A 16,088-nucleotide genomic window follows, 5' to 3' on the forward strand; every position below is an offset into this window, starting at 1 on the left:
TGCTGGCCTGGCAGTGCGGGCAACAGAGCGGCGCGGCGGGTTGTTCGACGATCTCGAGCACGCGGTCGAGGCCGGCCGCCGATTGCAGTAGTGCCAGCAGGCGGTCGCGTTGCCGCCGGGTCAGACTGGACAGGCGTTGCAGGAACTGTTCGAACTGCCGTGCTTGCATTGGGCCTCCGTCAACGGTTCAGGTCGACATTGGACCGCAGGCTTACGGAAAAGATTCCACACTTGGCGCGAACAGCGCCTATTATTTCCGTCGTTCCCGCGAGAGCGGGAACCCATGCTGAACGACAGGATTCGAACCGTCGGCGACATCCCGGCGTGATGGGAGTACGGACTTCGGCAGCTCAGCATGGATCCCCGCTTTCGCGGGGAGGATCGGGTCGCGCGCTCAGGGCTTCTTTGCCGGGCGTGCCCTGGCGGGCGCTGCGTTCTCGAGCCGGAAAATGACGTCGGCCGCCTGGCGCAGCTTGAGCATCTGGATCATCAGGAAGGTTTCGCGGTCGATATCCTCGGCGCGCTGGTTACCGGCGCCGCGGCCCGACGACCGCGGCATCCTGAACTCTTCGCGTTCCAGGCCCATCGTCGTCCCCAGCTTCTTGATCGCATCGGTGGTCACCGCCATCACCGGCCCGAGGCGGCGCCCGGAAGCCTCGGCCATGACTTCGGCGCGGCGGCGCGCATCCACGATCGCCTCGGTAACCAGTTCATCGGTGACCTTGTCCATCGTGCTGAGGTCGAAATTCGAGGCGAAACTATCCAGGTTGGGCTTGCCCAGGATGCCGCCCGCCAGCCTCGGCCAATTTGCGACATTGCGTACCTTGATCTTGACGTCGGCGCTCAGTTCATACACCGGCGTGCCGTCGGCCGCACGCTCCTTGCGCACGCTCTGACGTACTTCGCGTACCACCATGTCTTCCGGGTCGATACTCAGCTCCTGCATCAGGGCGCGAATCTCGCGAACCCTGGCTTCGATCACGCCGCGCGCGGCTGCCGGGTCGGCGTCCGCCGCGACGATCTGGAAATCGAGGGCGGCGATATCCGGAATTTCGACCCGGAAGGCGCTGCCGGTCACATGCACAAACGGGTAATCGGGAATGGTCGAGGCCAGCGCCGGGCTCGCAGGCAGGGCCAGCGCAGCCGCCGCCAGCAGGCTCGCGGTGATCATCGGCAGGAAAGGCTTCATCTTCAGCATGTGGACTCCATCGGTAAAAAATCATTGGTCGCGCAAGGCCAGTGCCGGCGACATCCGCATCGCCGCCACGGCCTGGCGCGCACAGCCGGCCAGGGCGACCAGGCCGACGCCGGCACAGGCGATCGCCAGCGGCCACCAGCCCATCGGCGCCCGTTCGACGAAACCGGCCAGGTAGCGCTCGGTCCACAGCCAGGCCGGCGCCAGCGCCAGCAACGCTCCCACGCCCAGCAGCGCAAGCCATTCGCGCGCCACCAGCAGGCCGATATGGCGGGGCGTGGCGCCGTGCAGCTTGCGCAGCACGAATTCACGGGCGCGGCGGCGGATCGTGTAGCTCGACAGCACGTAGATGCCGAAGCAGGCCAGGGCAGTCGCCACCACGCTGGCCAGCGCCAGCAGCTGGGCCTGGCGCAAGTCCTCGGCATAGTTCCTGGCGAACACCGAGGCCGCGGTTTCGATGTCCGGCGCATCGTTCGGAAAGTGGCGCCGCCACAGCATGTCGATGGCGGCGCGGGCATCCGGCAGCGGACCGCGCACGCGCACCGTCAGCACGCCCTGGTCCTCGCTCTGCAGGTACATGATCGGGCCCGGCTGCTGGCGCAAGGTGGTGAAGCGCAGGTCCGGGGCGATGCCGATCACGCGCTTGTCCTTGTCGACGATCTGGCCGACCGCCGCCTCCGGTGTGGCGAAACCCAGGGCCAGCGCGGCGCGCGCATTCAGCACCACGCCCTCCTCGCCCTCGCGCGCAAACAGCCGGCCCGCCAGCGGACGCAGGCCGAACACCTGGAAGAAGTTGGCGCCGACCTCCTTCCCTTCGATCGGCACGGCGCTGCCGTCGCGCAGGCTCACGTTCATCGTGATCGTGACGTCGTCGCGGCCGATCGCCTCCGACATCGCGGTCGCTCCCTCGACCATGGGCAGGCGCCTCAGCTCGGCCTTGAAGGCATGCGCCGCGCTCGTGGCCTGCTGGCCGGGCTGGCCCGGCAGCCGCAGCACCAGCTGGGACGCGGGGTCGAAGCCCGGGTCGGCGCCGCTGGCATAGCGCGCCTGCCACCACACAGCCAGGCTGGCCGCGACCAGCCCGATCGCGGCGGCGAACTGCGCCACGGTCAGGATGCGGCGCAGGCGCACGCCTTCGAGGGTCTCGCCGGCGCGTCCGCCGAGGGCCACGCTGGGCGGCACGCGCGCCGCCAGCCAGGCCGGATACAGGCCGGAGGCCAGGCCGGTCGCGATGCCGATCGCCGCCATCAGGGCCCAGGCGCCCGGTCCGAAGGTGGCGGCCACGGGACGGCCCACCAGCGCGGAAAACAGGGGCAAGGTCAGCCAGGCCAGCACGCCGCCGATCAGGGTCGAGCCGGCACCCACCAGCAGCGCCTCGGCCGCGAACTGCCCGGCCAGGCCCGTGCCCGAGACGCCGAGGGCCTTGCGCACCGCGATCTCGCGCCGGCGCGCAGCGGTGCGGACCGCCGCCAGGTTCACGTAATTGGTGGCGGCCAGCACCAGGATCAGCAGGCCCAGCAGGGCCAGGCCGGCGATCGCCGCCGGGTTGCCATAGCGTTCGCTATTGCCCGCCGCCAGGTCCTGGTCGAAGTAGACCTTCGACAGGCGGGTCACGGCGATGCTGGTCAGCGGCTTGGGCCGGCCTTCCGTCAAGGTCGCCGGCAGGCCGGCGTCGCGCTCGCGGGCGACCATCTCTTCCAGCGCTGTCTCCAGCGCATGGGCGTCGACGCCGGGCGCCGGGCGCAGGTACAGGCGGGCGCGCCTGAACCAGGCATCCTGGGTGGTCTTCGGCGTCGGATCCCAGCTGTGCACGCCCTTGCCGAGCAGGGCCTCGAAGGCGGGACTGGTATTCGCCGGCAGGTCGGCAATGATGGCGCGGACCACGAAGGGCGTGCCGGCGATCGTGACCACCTTGCCGAGGGCGTCCGTACCGCCGAACAGGCGCACCGCCTCGCTGCGGCTCAGGACCAGGGCGTCGGGCCGGACCAGGGCGGCGCGGGCATCCCCGGCGATGGTGCGCAGGCCGAAGAAGTCGAGGTAGTTGGGCTCCGCCACCGATACCCTCAGCTGCACGAAGCGATCGCCGACGCGGGCGGTGAGGCGATCGGTCCTGGCGCCGGTGGCGTCCCGCACCAGACCCGCGGCTTCGGCCTTCCGCGCCAGCAGCGGCGACGCGCTCTCGCCCCAGCTTGCGCGCGGAAACATGTTGCGGCGCTCCTTGACCACATAGATGCCGTCGGCGCCGGCGATGGCGTCGTTATAGGTCCAGGCGTAGCGTACCAGGCCGAACAGCAGGAAGCAGGCGGCCAGCGCCACGGCCAGGCCCAGCACCGCGACCGCCGAGTACAGCGGCTCCCTTGCCAGCAGGCGCCAGGCCAGTTTCAGGTTCCGAAGCCGCATCCGTACTCCCCGCCGAAGTAGACAATGCTGTCTATGCTATGCCTTTTATGGCTTTTCTCGCAATAGCATTTCAATAAATATTTTTGTAGACAGCCTTATCTAGAAGGGCTAGTCTACGCGCGTGTGCATTGTGTTTTTCGAGGATGAATCATGGCCAAGTCCCCCGCCCCCTCCAAGCCGACCCCGGCCGAACTCGACCTGCTGCAGGTGCTGTGGCCGCTGGGCTCCGGCACCGCCCGCCAGGTGCATGACGAGATCCTCAAGACCCGGCCGGACGTGAGCTACGCGACCGTGCTACGCCTGATGCAGATCATGCATGCGAAGGGTTTGCTGATCCGCGACGAAAGCGAACGGTCTCACGTGTACGCACCGGCCCAGGCCCAGGAGTCGCTGCAGACCAACCTGCTGAAGGACCTGATGCAGCGCGCCTTTTCCGGCTCGGCCAAGGCGCTGGTGCTGGCGGCCCTCAAATCCGGGATCTCGAAGAAGGAAAGGGAGGAAATCGAAGAACTGCTCAAGAGCGAGGACAAACGATGAGCGCCCAGGCCGTGGTGGCGGCGCTCGGCTGGACCCTGATCCATTTCGTGTGGCAAGGCGCCCTGCTCGGCTGCGCCGTCGCGGTGCTGCTCGTCGCTCTCCGCAATGCGCGGCCCGAGACGCGCTACGCGGTCGCCTGCATCGGCCTGGTCTTGTGCCTGGCTTGGCCGGCGATCGACCTGGCGCTGCTGCTCAAGGCAGGCGCCGGCGATGCTGGCGGCAAGCTCTTCCCCGGCGCCGGCGGTGCGGGTGCCGCCATGCCTGGTGCGACCGGCCTGCTGCCCTGGCTGGCGCAGAACCTCGGCTGGATCGTCGCCCTATGGGCCGCCTGCTCCGGCGCGCTGAGCCTGCGCATGGCGGTCGGCCTGCTGTGGATCGGCCGCGCGGCCCGCGCGCAAGCCTGCGACTCGGCCTGGCAGGAACGCCTGTCGCGCCTGGCAGAGCGCTGCGGCCTGGGCCGCGAAGTGCGGCTGCGCGTGGTCGACGGTCTCGCCAGCCCGATCACGGCCGGCTGGTGGCGCCCTGTGGTGCTGGTCCCGGCCAGTCTGGTCGCCGGCATGCCGCCGCATCTGCTGGAAGCCCTGCTGGCCCACGAACTCGGCCACGTGCGGCGCCACGACTACCTGGTCAACCTGCTGCAGAACGTGATCGAAACCCTGCTGTTCTACCACCCGGCCGTGTGGTGGCTGTCGCGCCGTATCCGCGCCGAGCGCGAGCAGATCGCCGACGACTTCGCGTCCCGCCACCTGGGCGAGCCGCGCCGCCTGGCGCTGGCGCTGTCGGAACTGGAAAAGCTGCAATTTTCCAGCCACCACCTGGCCCAGGCCGCGAACGGCGGCGACCTGATGGCGCGGATCCGGCGCCTGCTGCGCCCTGACGTGCAGGCGCTCAACTGGAAGGCGGCGATTCCGGTGCTGTGCCTGGCCGTGGTGTGCGCGGCCAGCGCGCATGCGCCGGCGAACCAGCGCGGCGCCAGTCCCGGCCTGGGCTTGAACCGCACGGCGATCGCCGATTTCAACACTTGCCGCAAGCCGGAATACCCGCATGCGGATCTCGCCGCCGGCCACCAGGGAACAGTTACTGTCGACTTCCTGGTCGATACCGACGGCGCCGTGATCGATTCGGCGATTGCCAGGTCCAGCGGCTTCGTCAGCATGGATGAAGCGGCCCGTGGCGCCCTGCTGAAATGCCGCTTCGGCCCGGCCCTGGAGAACGGCCGCATCATACGGCAATGGACGAAGGTCCAGTACGTCTGGACCCTGGAATAAGAAAAGCCGCCATCGAGGCGGCTTTGTTCGGCCCGGCTGTGCTCAGACCGCCGAAACGTCCAGCTCGGCGGTCGTCGCGGCCACCACCTGTTCCTTGGTCACGCCCGGCGCCAGTTCCACCAGCTTGAGGCCGGTGTCGGTGACGTCGATCACGCCGAGATCGGTGATGATGCGGTCGACCACCCCCACGCCGGTCAGCGGCAGGTCGCACTTCTTGAGGATCTTGTGGCTGACCGAGCCGTCCTTGGCGGTGGCGACGTGCTCCATCAGCACCACCACGCGCTTGACGCCGGCCACCAGGTCCATCGCGCCCCCCATGCCCTTCACCATCTTGCCCGGAATCATCCAATTGGCCAGGTCACCCTTTTCCGAGACCTGCATCGCGCCCAGGATCGCCAGGTTGATCTTGCCGCCGCGGATCATGCCGAAGGAATCGGCCGAGCTGAAGTAGGCCGAGCCCGGCAGCGCCGTCACGGTCTGCTTGCCGGCGTTGATCAGGTCGGCGTCCACTTCCGCGTCAAGCGGGAAGGGGCCGATGCCCAGCAACCCGTTTTCCGACTGCAGGAAGACTTCGACGTCCTTCGGGACGTAGTTCGCCACCAGGGTCGGCAGGCCGATACCCAGGTTCACGTAGAAGCCGTCCTGCAGTTCCTTTGCCGCGCGCGCGGCCATTTCATCACGAGTCCATGCCATGTCGTCTGTCTCCTGTTCCTAGCTTAGGCTGCGCGCACGGTGCGCTGTTCGATGCGCTTTTCCGGCGTCGGGTTGTGAACGATGCGGTGCACGAAGATGCTCGGCAGGTGCACCTGGTCCGGATCGATCGCGCCGGTCTCGACCAGTTGTTCGACCTCGACGATGCAGATCTTGCCGGCGGTGGCGACGTTCGGGTTGAAGTTGCGCGCGGTCTTGCGGAACACCAGGTTGCCGGCGCGGTCGGCCTTCCAGGCCTTGACCAGGGCGACGTCCGGGTTCAGCGAGCGTTCCATCACGTACATTTCGCCGTCGAATTCGCGGGTCTCCTTGCCTTCGGCGACGATGGTGCCGTAGCCGGTCTTGGTGAAGAAGGCCGGGATGCCGGCGCCGCCGGCGCGCAGCTTCTCGGCCAGCGTGCCCTGGGGCGTGAATTCCAGTTCCAGTTCGCCGGCCAGGTACTGGCGCGCGAACTCCTTGTTTTCGCCGACGTAGGACGCGATCATCTTCTTGATCTGGCGCGTGGCCAGCAGCTGGCCGAGACCGAAGTCGTCGACGCCGGCATTGTTCGAGATCGCCGTCAGGTCCTTGACGCCGGAATCGCGCAGCGCGGCGATCAGCGCTTCAGGAATGCCGCACAGGCCGAAACCGCCCACGGCAATGGTCTGGCCGTCCTTGACGACACCTTCGAGTGCGGACCGCGCATCTGGATAAACTTTATTCATACCCGTCCCTTTAGTAGTTAAGCCAACAGCTCTTTCTGTACAGCAGAGTAGAATTCGAGAATAAAATAGCCCCCTGCAAAGCACAATACCGTAGAAATACCGGCAAGCGCCGGCCATGGAGACTTTAGTTTGCATCAGACGACAGCATCATACGCCATCGATTACGAGATGATTTTCCAGCATGCCCCGGTCGGCATGTGCATCTCGGTCAATCGGATCATCCAGGCGTGCAACCAGGCGCTGGCGTCGATGTTCGGCTACGACTGCGCCCAGCTCGACGGCAAGTCCTTCGAAGTGCTCTACCCGACACACGACGAATTCCTGCGCACCGGCGACCGCATCGTCCCCATCATGAACGCGAAGGGCCGCTACTCGGACGAGCGCATCATGCGCCGCGCGGACGGCGAGCTGTTCTGGTGCCACGTGAGCGGCCGCGCCCTCGACCCGCAGCAGCCGCTGGGCGCCGGCATCTGGACCTTCGAAGATGTCAGCGAGAAACGCCCGGTGACGGCCGCGCTGACCCCGCGCGAGCGCGAGATCGCGGCCCTGCTGGTCGAAGGCAAGACCAGCAAGGTGATCGCGCGCGAAACCGACCTCTCCCCGCGCACGGTGGAGATGCACCGGGCCAAGCTGATGAAGAAATTCTCGGCATCGACTTCCTCCGAGCTGGTGCACAAGCTGGTCGGTGTGGCGCGCTGAGCCGCGTCAACGCCCGCCCCGCCTCCCCTAGCCATTATGGATGAGCACGCTATGCGGCGTGCATTTCCATGCGAATGCGCCCGAGGAGGACATGATGGCCCGATTGAGATCGACCTGGCGCGGATTGCTCACATCCGCCATTCTTGCAGCCGCGCTGGCCGGCTGTTCGCCTTTCCAGTACCAGCCCGACATCAAGAATGGCGGGCGTGCGGTCGCGGCCGCCGTCGCACCCGGCGACTCCAGCCGCATCGTGGTGGCGTCGGCTTCAGGCGGCATCTTTCGCAGCACCGACACCGGCACCACCTGGGCCCAGACCAGCGGCAACGGCACCTTCGCCTTCACCGACGTAAAGTACCTGCCGAGCAACGCGAACATCGTCATCGCCACCGCTCTCTCGGACACCAGGGCCAGCACCGGCGGCGGCATCTGGCGCAGCGTCGACGCCGGCGCCAGCTGGTCGCGGGTGGCCGTCACCACGCCGGTCCCGGCCTGCGCGGCCGCCCTCTCGGGCTTCGGGCTGGCCGCGGAAACCGCGCGCAACCGGGTCTGGGCGGCGACCTCCTGCGGCGTCGCCTTCAGCAGCGATTCCGGCGCCACCTGGCACTTCCTGCCGAAGGCCGCCGGCTACGACAACGACAGGAGCTATGCGGTGCTGGCGCCGACCACCACCCGCCTGGCGATCCTGACCGACGGCGGCGTGAAAGTCTCCACCAACTCCGGCGGCAGCTGGAACCTGTCGACCACCGGCCTGCCGGGCTTCATCGTCAGGGGGGTGCATAACGAGATCGCCGTATCGCCGCTCAATCCTGCCCACCTCTTCTTCACTTTCAACCAGTGGGTCTGGAACGTCGCGGCGGCGACATGGGAGGGCCACACCCTGCTCTACCGCTCCTGGGACAATGGCGCGACCTGGGGGCAGCTGCTCGACATTCCCGTCTATAACCGCCCCTCCTTCGTCAGGACGGCCCAGCCGAGCGATGCGACGCATTACAGCCTCCACTTCGGCGACGGCAAGTGCACCCAGCAGAGCGCAACGGTGACGAACGGTGCGGTGCCGACATTGTCGGGCTGGACCGCGTCCGTGCTCGACCACTGCGACACCTCCGACCTCGTCTTCAGCGCCGCCGATGGCAGGACGCCCCTGCTCCTGACCTCCGACGCCGGCGTGAACAGCACCTCGGATGCCGGCCTCCACTGGCATGTGAGCGGCGGCGGCGACGCCGGCTACGATGCCCTGCAGATCACCGAGGTGACCGGCCAGCTGCACCCGGACCGCAAGGCATCCGACCTGTATTTCGCGACCCAGGACAATTTCATCTGGGCCTCGGGCGATGCCGGCGTCACCTGGCCGGCCAAGGTCTGCTGCGAAGGCTTTTACCTGAACATCTGGCGCGATCCGATCCCTGCCGCGGACACCCGGCTGACCGGCGTCGATTGCGGCCCCTGCTCCAACTTCATCTCGGGTCCGCTGCTGGCCGGCGCCGGCGCCTTCCTCAACCCGCCGAACAATGCCGGCAACCCGCGCCTGCTCAAGCCCGGCGCCTATGTCCAGAACACCCAGCTCAGCGGCCTGCCGGGCAATATCTACGACCTGAGCACCGACAACGGCGCCAGCTGGACGCCACGCTACGGCTTCCTCGAGGATCCGCAGGACTTGCCGAAGGTCGCGGGGCCGGTGGGCAATCCGGTGATCTACACCGCGGTCAAGCTGTCGGGTGCGACGCCGGCCGGCTATCCGGTGGTGGGCATCAAGCGGATCGCCGATACGCTGGCCGCCGGTTCGCCCCTGGTGTCGGACATCGGCGGCTTCGGCAGCCTCGGCATCTTTGCAACCGAATTCGCGTGGTACAAGCCTTTCGGCGTCGACCCGCGGGACGCCAACTTCCTGATCGTGCCCGACATCGTCAGCAACACGGTCAGGGTGACGCATGACGCCGGCGCCACCTGGACCACGGACACCGCGCTGACCGGCCTGGCCACGCGCGGCGGCATCTTCAAGTTCAGCTTCGGACCGTTCTCCCAGATCAGCGCGTTCGGCTTCGATCCCGATTGCGCCGGCCACATCCTGGTCGGCACCCAGCAGGCCGGCATCATGGAAAGCTTCGACCGCGGCGCGACCTGGAGCTACCTGGCCGGTTCGGACAACATCCCGCAGGTGTCGTCCTTCTACTTCCAGGGCAGCGGACAGGTCATCATCTCTTCCTACGGCCGCGGACTATGGAAAAAGTTTTATTCGTGCCCGCGCCGCATCATCCGGCCCGCCGTCCTGACCGCCCTGGCCGAGCCGACCATCTACTGGAAGGGGGCCCGCGTGCCGCTCAGCCAGATCCACAATCCCGACGTCTGCCCGGTGTGCGGCTATTTCATCACGGAAGGCGGCGACATCCTCGACTTCGTGCTAGACCCTGCCACCAGCGAGTTGCGCGAAGTGGCGCTGAGCGGCGGCAGCATCCGCGGCCTTACCTGGGAGCGCACGCCGGTGCCGGCGCCGTTCGAGGTGACGCATGCCGACCGCCTGGGCAAGCTCGGCGGCGACCACGAACTGCGGGCGCTGGTGAAGGCCGGCGCCCATATCAAGGGGCTCTACCTGGATGGGGCGATCCTGAAAGGCGTGATCCTGGCGCCGCGCGACGTACAGGAAGCGCAGTTGCCGCGCAAGCCGGCGCTCGGGCCTTACGTGCGGGTCGAGGTGAGGCAGGAAGAGAATCCGGACGGCGAAGGCGGGGCGCTGGTCGTGCTGCTGCACGGATTCGGCTTCGATCCGGCCCTGCCGCTGTCCGTCTCGATCGACGGCGTTCCCGTGCAGATCGGGGTGCAGCCGCGTTTCGAGGCGGCCCGCGGCTTCACCTTGCCCCTGCCGCCCGTGGTGAGTCCCGGCGGCCACACCATCGTCGTCGAGCAGCGGGGACCGGAGGGCATCCTGCGCGACGCCGCCACCTTCATCATCCCCTTGCTGGACAACGAGCGCGGCGAGGAGGACAAGCGCAAGCGCCGCTGAGCGGGGTCAAGCTGCCGGCAGCACGCTCCTGAGGTGCTCCGGCAGCGGCACCGATTTCTCCTTCTTGAAGTCGATCCACACCACCTTGCCGCCGCCTTCCGCATAGACGACGTCGGCCTTGCCCTCGGCATCCACCAGGCTGATCTCGTGGGTGACTTCGAAGCTGGAGCGGCCCGGGGCGCCGGCGTAGGTGCGGACCTCGATCTCGCCCGGATACTTCAGCTGCTTGATGAAGGTGCAGTAGGCGGTGACGATCACCGGTCCCTCGCCCTGCATATTGAATTCGCCCGCGGCCTCTTCCAGGAAGCAGATGCGGCCGCTTTCCATGTAGCGGAAATAAACAGTGTTGTTGACGTGGCCCAGCACGTCCATGTCGCCCCAGCGGATCGCCTGGCGCATCGTGTGCATCAGCTTGCGCGTCGGTTTTTCGTTGCTCATCGTTGCCTGCTTCGTTTGAAAAAGCAGGCATTGTAGTCGTTCAGCCGCCGGCGTGCCGGCCCACGATGTCGCCGACGATGCCGCAGAAGGCCGCCGGGTCCTCGAGCATCATCATGTGCCCGGCCTTCGGCTGGACCAGGCTGCCGCAGGCCAGCGCCAGCACCCATTCGGGGATGTCCCAGCCGGCAGCGGACAGCTCGCCGCCCAGCAGGTAGAGCGGGACCCCGGTTCCGAGGACGCGCCGCACGCCTTCCAGGTAGGCGGGCGCGCCGGTCACTTCCAGCACCGAGCGCGCCATCGCCTGGATGGTCGTGTAGGGCTGGTTTTCCAGGACCTCGCGCGCCAGGGCGACGCGTTCGTCGCTGGCCTCGATGCCGATGCGCTCCAGCCAGGCGGCCGGATCGTCTTCCATGGCGCCGTATTCGGCCGCCCAGTCGGCATCAGGCATCGGCGCGATGCGCGAGCACCAGAACGCGTCCTTCAGCGTGAAATTGCCTTCCACGCTGATCAATCCGCGTACCAGTTCCGGCACCTCCTGCGCGGCCAGCATCATGACCGCGCCGCCGACGCTGTGGCCGAGCAGCCAGGCCGGCTCGCCGACCTCCTCGCGCAGCACGCGCGCGATCTCCTCGGCCTGGGCGTGCAGGTCGATGCCGGCGTCCACGCTGCGCTGCGCGCCGTAGCCGAGCAGGTCGGGCGTGCGCACATCGAGCCCGGGCAGCCGGCGCTGCGGATCGTAGTAGCTGCCCGAGCCCAGCAGGCCATGGACCACGACCAGTGCGGTCATTGCGCCGTCATGCCGTCGTCGGCCGTGATGATGGTGCCGTTGATGAAGTGGGCTTCCTCGGCCGCCAGCAGCAGCAGCAGGCCGTCGAGGTCTTCCGGCTTGCCGATGCGGCGCCGCGGCAGCATCTCGATCAGCTTCTTGCCCTGCTCGGACTCGAAGTAGTCCTCGTTCATCTCGGTGGCGATGTAGCCGGGGCAGATCGCGTTGACGTTGATGCCGTAGCGGCCCCATTCGACCGCCATCGCCTTGGTCATCTGCACCACGCCGGCCTTGCTCATGCAGTAGACGCCGATCTGCGGCAGCACGCGCAGGCCCGCCACCGAGGCGATGTTGACGATCCGGTGCTGCTTCTTGGGATCGCCCTTGGCGCGCTGGATCATGCGCTTCGCGCACTGCTGGGCCATGAAGAAGGCGCCGCGCAGGTTGGTGTCCATGATGTAGTTGTAATCGTCCTCGGTGACGTCCAGCAGGCGCTGGGTGGTCGACACCCCCGAGTTGTTGACCAGAATGTCGATCGGGCCGGCCTCGGTCTCGGCATGCGCGATCGCCGACTTGATGCTGGCGAGGTCGGTCACGTCCAGCGACACCACGTGGGCCGCGCCGCCGTCCGCCTCGATCTCGGCGCGCAGCTCCTTCAGGCGCTCGGTGCGCCGCGAAGCCAGCACCACCTGCGCCCCCGCCCCCGCCAGGGCCTTCGCGAAACGCGCGCCCAGTCCACTGGATGCGCCCGTCACCATTGCGATCTTGCCTTCGAAATTGACTTCAATCCCCACGTTCCACTCCTCTGCCTGAGCCCGACCGAACTATATTCTGTTGCGACGACATAATCATTACACACTTCACCAAATTCTCCTCGTTTAGATTGCCGCATCTAATATCTGCCCTACAATAGCGCGCTGCGTTGCAATCATGAGCAAAAAAGTGCACACTCGTGCTTAAATTTTTCTAACACTATTAAAACATGACTCAGCCCAACAACCTCATCGAACAATACGGTCCGCGCGAAGCGATGGAATACGACGTCGTCATCGTCGGTGGCGGCCCTGCCGGTCTGTCGGCGGCGATCCGCCTGAAGCAGCTGGCTTCGGAACAGGGCCGCGAGGTCTCGGTCTGCGTGCTCGAGAAAGGCGGTGAGCTGGGCGCGCACATCCTGTCGGGCGCGGTGATAGATCCGCGCGCGCTGGACGAACTGTTCCCGAACTGGAAAGAACTGGGCGCACCGTTGAACACCGCCGTCACCGAAGACCGCGTGCTGTTCCTGACCGAGACCAAGTCCTACGCGACCCCGCACTTCATGGTGCCGAAGGCGCTGACCAACCACGGCAACTACGTGATCTCGCTGGGCAATGTGGTGCGCTGGCTGGGCCAGCAGGCGGAAGCCCTCGGTGTCGAGATCTTCCCCGGCTTCCCGGCCGCCGAGATCCTGTACAACGACGACGGCGCCGTCAAGGGCGTCGCCACCGGCAACATGGGCGTCAAGCGCGACGGCGAACCGGGTCCGGACTTCCAGCTGGGCATGGAGCTGCACGCCAAGTACACATTGTTCGCGGAAGGTTCGCGCGGCCACCTGGGCAAGCAGCTGATCGCCAAGTACAGCCTGGACCAGGGCAAGGACCCGCAGACCTACGGCATCGGCATCAAGGAACTGTGGGAGATCGATCCGGCCAAGCACAAGCCGGGCCTGGTGATCCACACGGCCGGCTGGCCGCTCCCCTCCGACACCTACGGCGGCTCCTTCCTCTACCACCTGGAGAACAACCAGGTCGCGGTCGGCTTCGTGGTCGGCCTGGCCTACCAGAACCCGTATTTGTCGCCCTACGAGGAATTCCAGCGTTATAAAACCCACCCGGCGATCCGCCACTTCTTCGAAGGCGGCAAGCGCATCTCCTACGGCGCCCGCGCGATCACCGCCGGCGGCCTGCAGTCGCTGCCGAAGACCGTGTTCCCAGGCGGCGCCCTGATTGGCTGCGATGCCGGCTTCCTGAACGTGTCCCGCATCAAGGGCAGCCACGCCGCCATCAAGACCGGCATGCTGGCCGCCGATGCCGCTTTCGCGGCCCTCGGTGAAGGCCGCCAGAGCGACGAACTGGCGAGCTACCCGGCCGCCTTCGAGCAGTCCTGGCTGCACGAGGAACTGCACGTGGCGCGCAACTTCAAGCCGTGGATGAGCAAGGGCCTATACCTGGGCACCATCATGACCGGCATCGACCAGATCCTGTTCAAGGGCAAGGCGCCGTGGACCCTGCACCACCAGCACGCCGACCACGAATGCCTGCGTCCCGCATCAAGCTTCAAGCCCATCGCCTATCCGAAACCGGACGGCAAGCTGACCTTCGACCGCCTGTCCTCGGTGTTCATCTCGAACACCAACCACGCGGAAGACCAGCCGGTGCACCTGACCTTGAAGAATCCGGCGATCCCGGTCGAGGTCAACCTGGCCAAGTACGCCGGTCCGGAGCAGCGCTACTGCCCGGCGGGCGTGTACGAATTCGTGAAGACGGACGAAGGCAAGGACCGCCTGCAGATCAATGCTCAGAACTGCGTGCACTGCAAGACCTGCGACATCAAGGATCCGACCCAGAACATCGTGTGGGTCACGCCGGAGGGCGGCGGCGGGCCGAATTACCCGAACATGTAATCCGGCCGGCGCGACACCTGCGCCAAAGAGGCATGGCCGGTGCCAACGTGATCCAGCGCCACGTGCAGCCCCAGCATACGGCACGATGCGGCCGTCGAGGCCGATCACGAAAGCCGGCGACGAAGTCGAACCGCAATCGTTTTAGTGCGCTTGATGCCCCCGGCTGAAGCGCCGCTCGGCACGGCGTTGCAGGCGTTCGAAGAACAGGCTCAGGATCCAGTAGATGAGGGCCGCTGCGACGTAGAGCGGCAATGGACGGAATGTAACGGAGATCAATTCTTTGGTGACGAGCATCAACTCGGTCATGGTGATTACCGACACCAGCGAGGTGTCCTTGATCAGGCTGATCAAGGTATTGCTCATCGACGGCACCGCGACCCGCAGCGCCTGCGGCAGCACCACGTGGCCCAGGGTCTGGCCCCAGCCGAGGCCGAGGCTGTAGGCGGCCCGCCACTGGCCCTGGGCGACCGCCAGGATGGCGCCGCGCAGGCTCTCGGACAGGTAGGCGCCGGCATTCAGGGACAGGGTCAGCACCCCGGCCGCCACCGGCGTGAACTCGATGCCGATGCTCGGCAGGCCGTAATAGACGACGAACAGCTGCACCAGCAGCGGCGTGCCGCGGAAGGCGCTGACGTAGACCGCCGCCGGCCAGCGCAGCAGCGCCCACGGCGACACCCGCATCAGGGCGGTGGGCAGGCCCAGCACCAGTCCGCCGAGCATGGCGGCGACGGCCAGCAGCAGGGTGTAGCCGGCGCCGCGCAGCATGACCGGCGCGGACTCGCGCAGCAAGTCCAGCAGTTCCTGGAACTCCATGCCGGCTTCAGTAAGGCCCGCTCATGGCGCGTGGGTGGCGTCGACGCCGAACCACTTCACCGAGGCGGCTTTCAGGCTGCCGTCGGCGCGCGCGTCCTCGAGCGCCTTGTCGATGGCGGCACGGAACTTCGGATTGTTCTTCTGGAAGGCGGCCGCGGTGCGCTCGACCGCGCCCACGCGCGCGCCGGCGCGGATCGGCAGCTGCGAGGATTTCAGCAGGTAGGCCACCATCAGGCTGTCGTTCAGGGCCGCGTCGATGCGTCCGAAGGCCAGGTCCTGCAGGTTTTCCGGCGCCGCCGGGTAGCTCTTCACGTCGATGCCGGGCATGGCCTTGGCCTGCTGCTCGAACACGCTGCCCTGGCCGACGCCGACCTTCTTGCCCTTCAGGTCTTCCAGCTTGCGGTACTCGATGCGCTCGTTGCGGCGCACGATCAGCTGCGGGGTCGAATAGGTATAGGGAGTCGAGAAATCGAAAGCCTGTTCGCGCTTGGGCGTAACGTTGACCTGGCTGATGATGACGTCGTACTTGCCGGCGCCCAGGCCAGCCAGGATCGAAGCCCATTCGGTGGTCACGAATTCCGGCTTCAGCCCGAGCCTGGCCGCCACCAGCCTGGCGACGTCGACGTCGTAGCCGGTCAGCTGGCCGGTCTTCGGATCCTTGAAATTGAAAGGCGGATAGGTTCCCTCGAGGGCGATGCGCAGGGTGCCGCGCGCCTTGGCGGCGTCGAGCAGGTCGGCCGCATGGACCGGCAGCGCCAGCACCGCGCAGGCCGCGATGGCAGCGCCCAGCAGCGTTCTACGAAAATTGTTCGGGGACCCCGTTTGCATCGCCTCGCTCTCCTTTCAAGCACCAGAGCCAGAGTTATAACGCAATTACGGGCATGCGAAAAGGGAATTATT

At 66.8% G+C, this 16,088-nt stretch carries 14 protein-coding genes; 5 read left to right on the top strand and 9 right to left on the bottom strand.

The window, feature by feature from the left end; genetic code table 11:
• Positions 1-394: 394 nt before the first annotated feature.
• Positions 395-1,198 carry an SIMPL domain-containing protein gene (locus tag AC1DOQ_RS25960; RefSeq protein ID WP_477370979.1) on the bottom strand — a complete coding sequence of 268 codons (804 nt, stop codon included), beginning with the start codon at positions 1,196-1,198 and terminating at the stop codon, positions 395-397.
• A gap of 21 nt (positions 1,199-1,219) precedes the next feature.
• Positions 1,220-3,595: an ABC transporter permease gene (locus AC1DOQ_RS25965; protein WP_477370982.1), complete on the bottom strand. Its 2,376-nt coding sequence runs from the start codon at positions 3,593-3,595 to the stop codon at positions 1,220-1,222.
• A 150-nt stretch (positions 3,596-3,745) separates the two neighbouring features.
• Here AC1DOQ_RS25965 and AC1DOQ_RS25970 point away from each other — a divergent pair, with 150 nt between their 5' ends.
• Positions 3,746-4,132, top strand: a complete 387-nt coding sequence (locus AC1DOQ_RS25970; protein ID WP_477370985.1) for a BlaI/MecI/CopY family transcriptional regulator — start codon at positions 3,746-3,748, stop codon at positions 4,130-4,132.
• Entirely contained in the window at positions 4,129-5,400 is a 1,272-nt protein-coding gene (locus AC1DOQ_RS25975) for a TonB family protein (RefSeq protein WP_477370988.1), read from the top strand. The genes AC1DOQ_RS25970 and AC1DOQ_RS25975 overlap by 4 nt, the downstream gene beginning before the upstream one ends.
• A gap of 42 nt (positions 5,401-5,442) precedes the next feature.
• Here the strand turns inward: AC1DOQ_RS25975 and AC1DOQ_RS25980 are convergent, their stop codons facing one another.
• Both AC1DOQ_RS25980 and AC1DOQ_RS25985 read right to left on the bottom strand, forming a co-directional pair.
• Positions 5,443-6,093 carry a CoA transferase subunit B gene (locus AC1DOQ_RS25980; RefSeq protein ID WP_477370990.1) on the bottom strand — a complete coding sequence of 217 codons (651 nt, stop codon included), beginning with the start codon at positions 6,091-6,093 and terminating at the stop codon, positions 5,443-5,445.
• Positions 6,094-6,116: 23 nt separating this feature from the next.
• Positions 6,117-6,815 (bottom strand): CoA transferase subunit A, encoded by a 699-nt coding sequence (locus AC1DOQ_RS25985; RefSeq protein WP_477370993.1) that lies wholly within the window; start codon positions 6,813-6,815, stop codon positions 6,117-6,119.
• A 168-nt stretch (positions 6,816-6,983) separates the two neighbouring features.
• On the opposite strand from AC1DOQ_RS25985, the gene AC1DOQ_RS25990 reads away from it, so the two are divergent.
• Together AC1DOQ_RS25990 and AC1DOQ_RS25995 are read left to right on the top strand one after the other, a co-directional pair.
• On the top strand, positions 6,984-7,514 hold the full coding sequence (locus tag AC1DOQ_RS25990; RefSeq protein WP_477370996.1) for a LuxR C-terminal-related transcriptional regulator: 531 nt from the start codon (positions 6,984-6,986) through the stop codon (positions 7,512-7,514).
• 94 nt (positions 7,515-7,608) lie between these two features.
• Positions 7,609-10,512 carry a hypothetical protein gene (locus AC1DOQ_RS25995; protein WP_477370999.1) on the top strand — a complete coding sequence of 968 codons (2,904 nt, stop codon included), beginning with the start codon at positions 7,609-7,611 and terminating at the stop codon, positions 10,510-10,512.
• A gap of 6 nt (positions 10,513-10,518) precedes the next feature.
• Here the strand turns inward: AC1DOQ_RS25995 and AC1DOQ_RS26000 are convergent, their stop codons facing one another.
• The 3 genes from AC1DOQ_RS26000 to AC1DOQ_RS26010 are packed head-to-tail and all read right to left on the bottom strand — an operon-like array spanning position 10,519 to position 12,510.
• On the bottom strand, positions 10,519-10,950 hold the full coding sequence (locus AC1DOQ_RS26000; RefSeq protein WP_441934246.1) for an acyl-CoA thioesterase: 432 nt from the start codon (positions 10,948-10,950) through the stop codon (positions 10,519-10,521).
• Between the two features lie 40 nt (positions 10,951-10,990).
• A complete protein-coding gene (locus AC1DOQ_RS26005) occupies positions 10,991-11,737 on the bottom strand; it encodes an alpha/beta fold hydrolase (protein ID WP_477371002.1) in 747 nt (248 codons plus the stop codon).
• Complete coding sequence (locus AC1DOQ_RS26010) at positions 11,734-12,510, bottom strand: SDR family oxidoreductase (RefSeq protein WP_477371005.1); 777 nt, start codon at positions 12,508-12,510, stop codon at positions 11,734-11,736. Before AC1DOQ_RS26010 ends, AC1DOQ_RS26005 begins: the two co-directional genes overlap by 4 nt.
• Before the next feature lie 188 nt (positions 12,511-12,698).
• On the opposite strand from AC1DOQ_RS26010, the gene AC1DOQ_RS26015 reads away from it, so the two are divergent.
• On the top strand, positions 12,699-14,375 hold the full coding sequence (locus AC1DOQ_RS26015; protein WP_477371008.1) for an electron transfer flavoprotein-ubiquinone oxidoreductase: 1,677 nt from the start codon (positions 12,699-12,701) through the stop codon (positions 14,373-14,375).
• 141 nt (positions 14,376-14,516) lie between these two features.
• Here the strand turns inward: AC1DOQ_RS26015 and AC1DOQ_RS26020 are convergent, their stop codons facing one another.
• Together AC1DOQ_RS26020 and AC1DOQ_RS26025 are read right to left on the bottom strand one after the other, a co-directional pair.
• Complete coding sequence (locus AC1DOQ_RS26020) at positions 14,517-15,188, bottom strand: amino acid ABC transporter permease (RefSeq protein WP_477371012.1); 672 nt, start codon at positions 15,186-15,188, stop codon at positions 14,517-14,519.
• A gap of 21 nt (positions 15,189-15,209) precedes the next feature.
• Entirely contained in the window at positions 15,210-16,016 is an 807-nt protein-coding gene (locus AC1DOQ_RS26025) for a transporter substrate-binding domain-containing protein (RefSeq protein ID WP_477371015.1), read from the bottom strand.
• Positions 16,017-16,088: the final 72 nt, after the last annotated feature.

The organism is Massilia sp. 01N417, assembly GCF_056399645.1.

Excerpts from the sequence above, each read along its gene's own strand:
- AC1DOQ_RS25965 (WP_477370982.1), bottom strand. The coding sequence starts at position 3,595 with ATGCGGCTTCGGAACCTGAAACTGGCCTGGCGCCTGCTGGCAAGGGAG.
- AC1DOQ_RS25960 (WP_477370979.1), bottom strand. The coding sequence starts at position 1,198 with ATGCTGAAGATGAAGCCTTTCCTGCCGATGATCACCGCGAGCCTGCTG.
- AC1DOQ_RS25980 (WP_477370990.1), bottom strand. The coding sequence starts at position 6,093 with ATGGCATGGACTCGTGATGAAATGGCCGCGCGCGCGGCAAAGGAACTG.
- AC1DOQ_RS26005 (WP_477371002.1), bottom strand. The coding sequence starts at position 11,737 with ATGACCGCACTGGTCGTGGTCCATGGCCTGCTGGGCTCGGGCAGCTAC.
- AC1DOQ_RS26000 (WP_441934246.1), bottom strand. The coding sequence starts at position 10,950 with ATGAGCAACGAAAAACCGACGCGCAAGCTGATGCACACGATGCGCCAG.
- AC1DOQ_RS25985 (WP_477370993.1), bottom strand. The coding sequence starts at position 6,815 with ATGAATAAAGTTTATCCAGATGCGCGGTCCGCACTCGAAGGTGTCGTC.
- AC1DOQ_RS25990 (WP_477370996.1), top strand. The coding sequence starts at position 6,984 with ATGATTTTCCAGCATGCCCCGGTCGGCATGTGCATCTCGGTCAATCGG.
- AC1DOQ_RS26025 (WP_477371015.1), bottom strand. The coding sequence starts at position 16,016 with ATGCAAACGGGGTCCCCGAACAATTTTCGTAGAACGCTGCTGGGCGCT.
- AC1DOQ_RS25970 (WP_477370985.1), top strand. The coding sequence starts at position 3,746 with ATGGCCAAGTCCCCCGCCCCCTCCAAGCCGACCCCGGCCGAACTCGAC.
- AC1DOQ_RS25995 (WP_477370999.1), top strand. The coding sequence starts at position 7,609 with ATGGCCCGATTGAGATCGACCTGGCGCGGATTGCTCACATCCGCCATT.
- AC1DOQ_RS26020 (WP_477371012.1), bottom strand. The coding sequence starts at position 15,188 with ATGGAGTTCCAGGAACTGCTGGACTTGCTGCGCGAGTCCGCGCCGGTC.
- AC1DOQ_RS26015 (WP_477371008.1), top strand. The coding sequence starts at position 12,699 with ATGACTCAGCCCAACAACCTCATCGAACAATACGGTCCGCGCGAAGCG.
- AC1DOQ_RS25975 (WP_477370988.1), top strand. The coding sequence starts at position 4,129 with ATGAGCGCCCAGGCCGTGGTGGCGGCGCTCGGCTGGACCCTGATCCAT.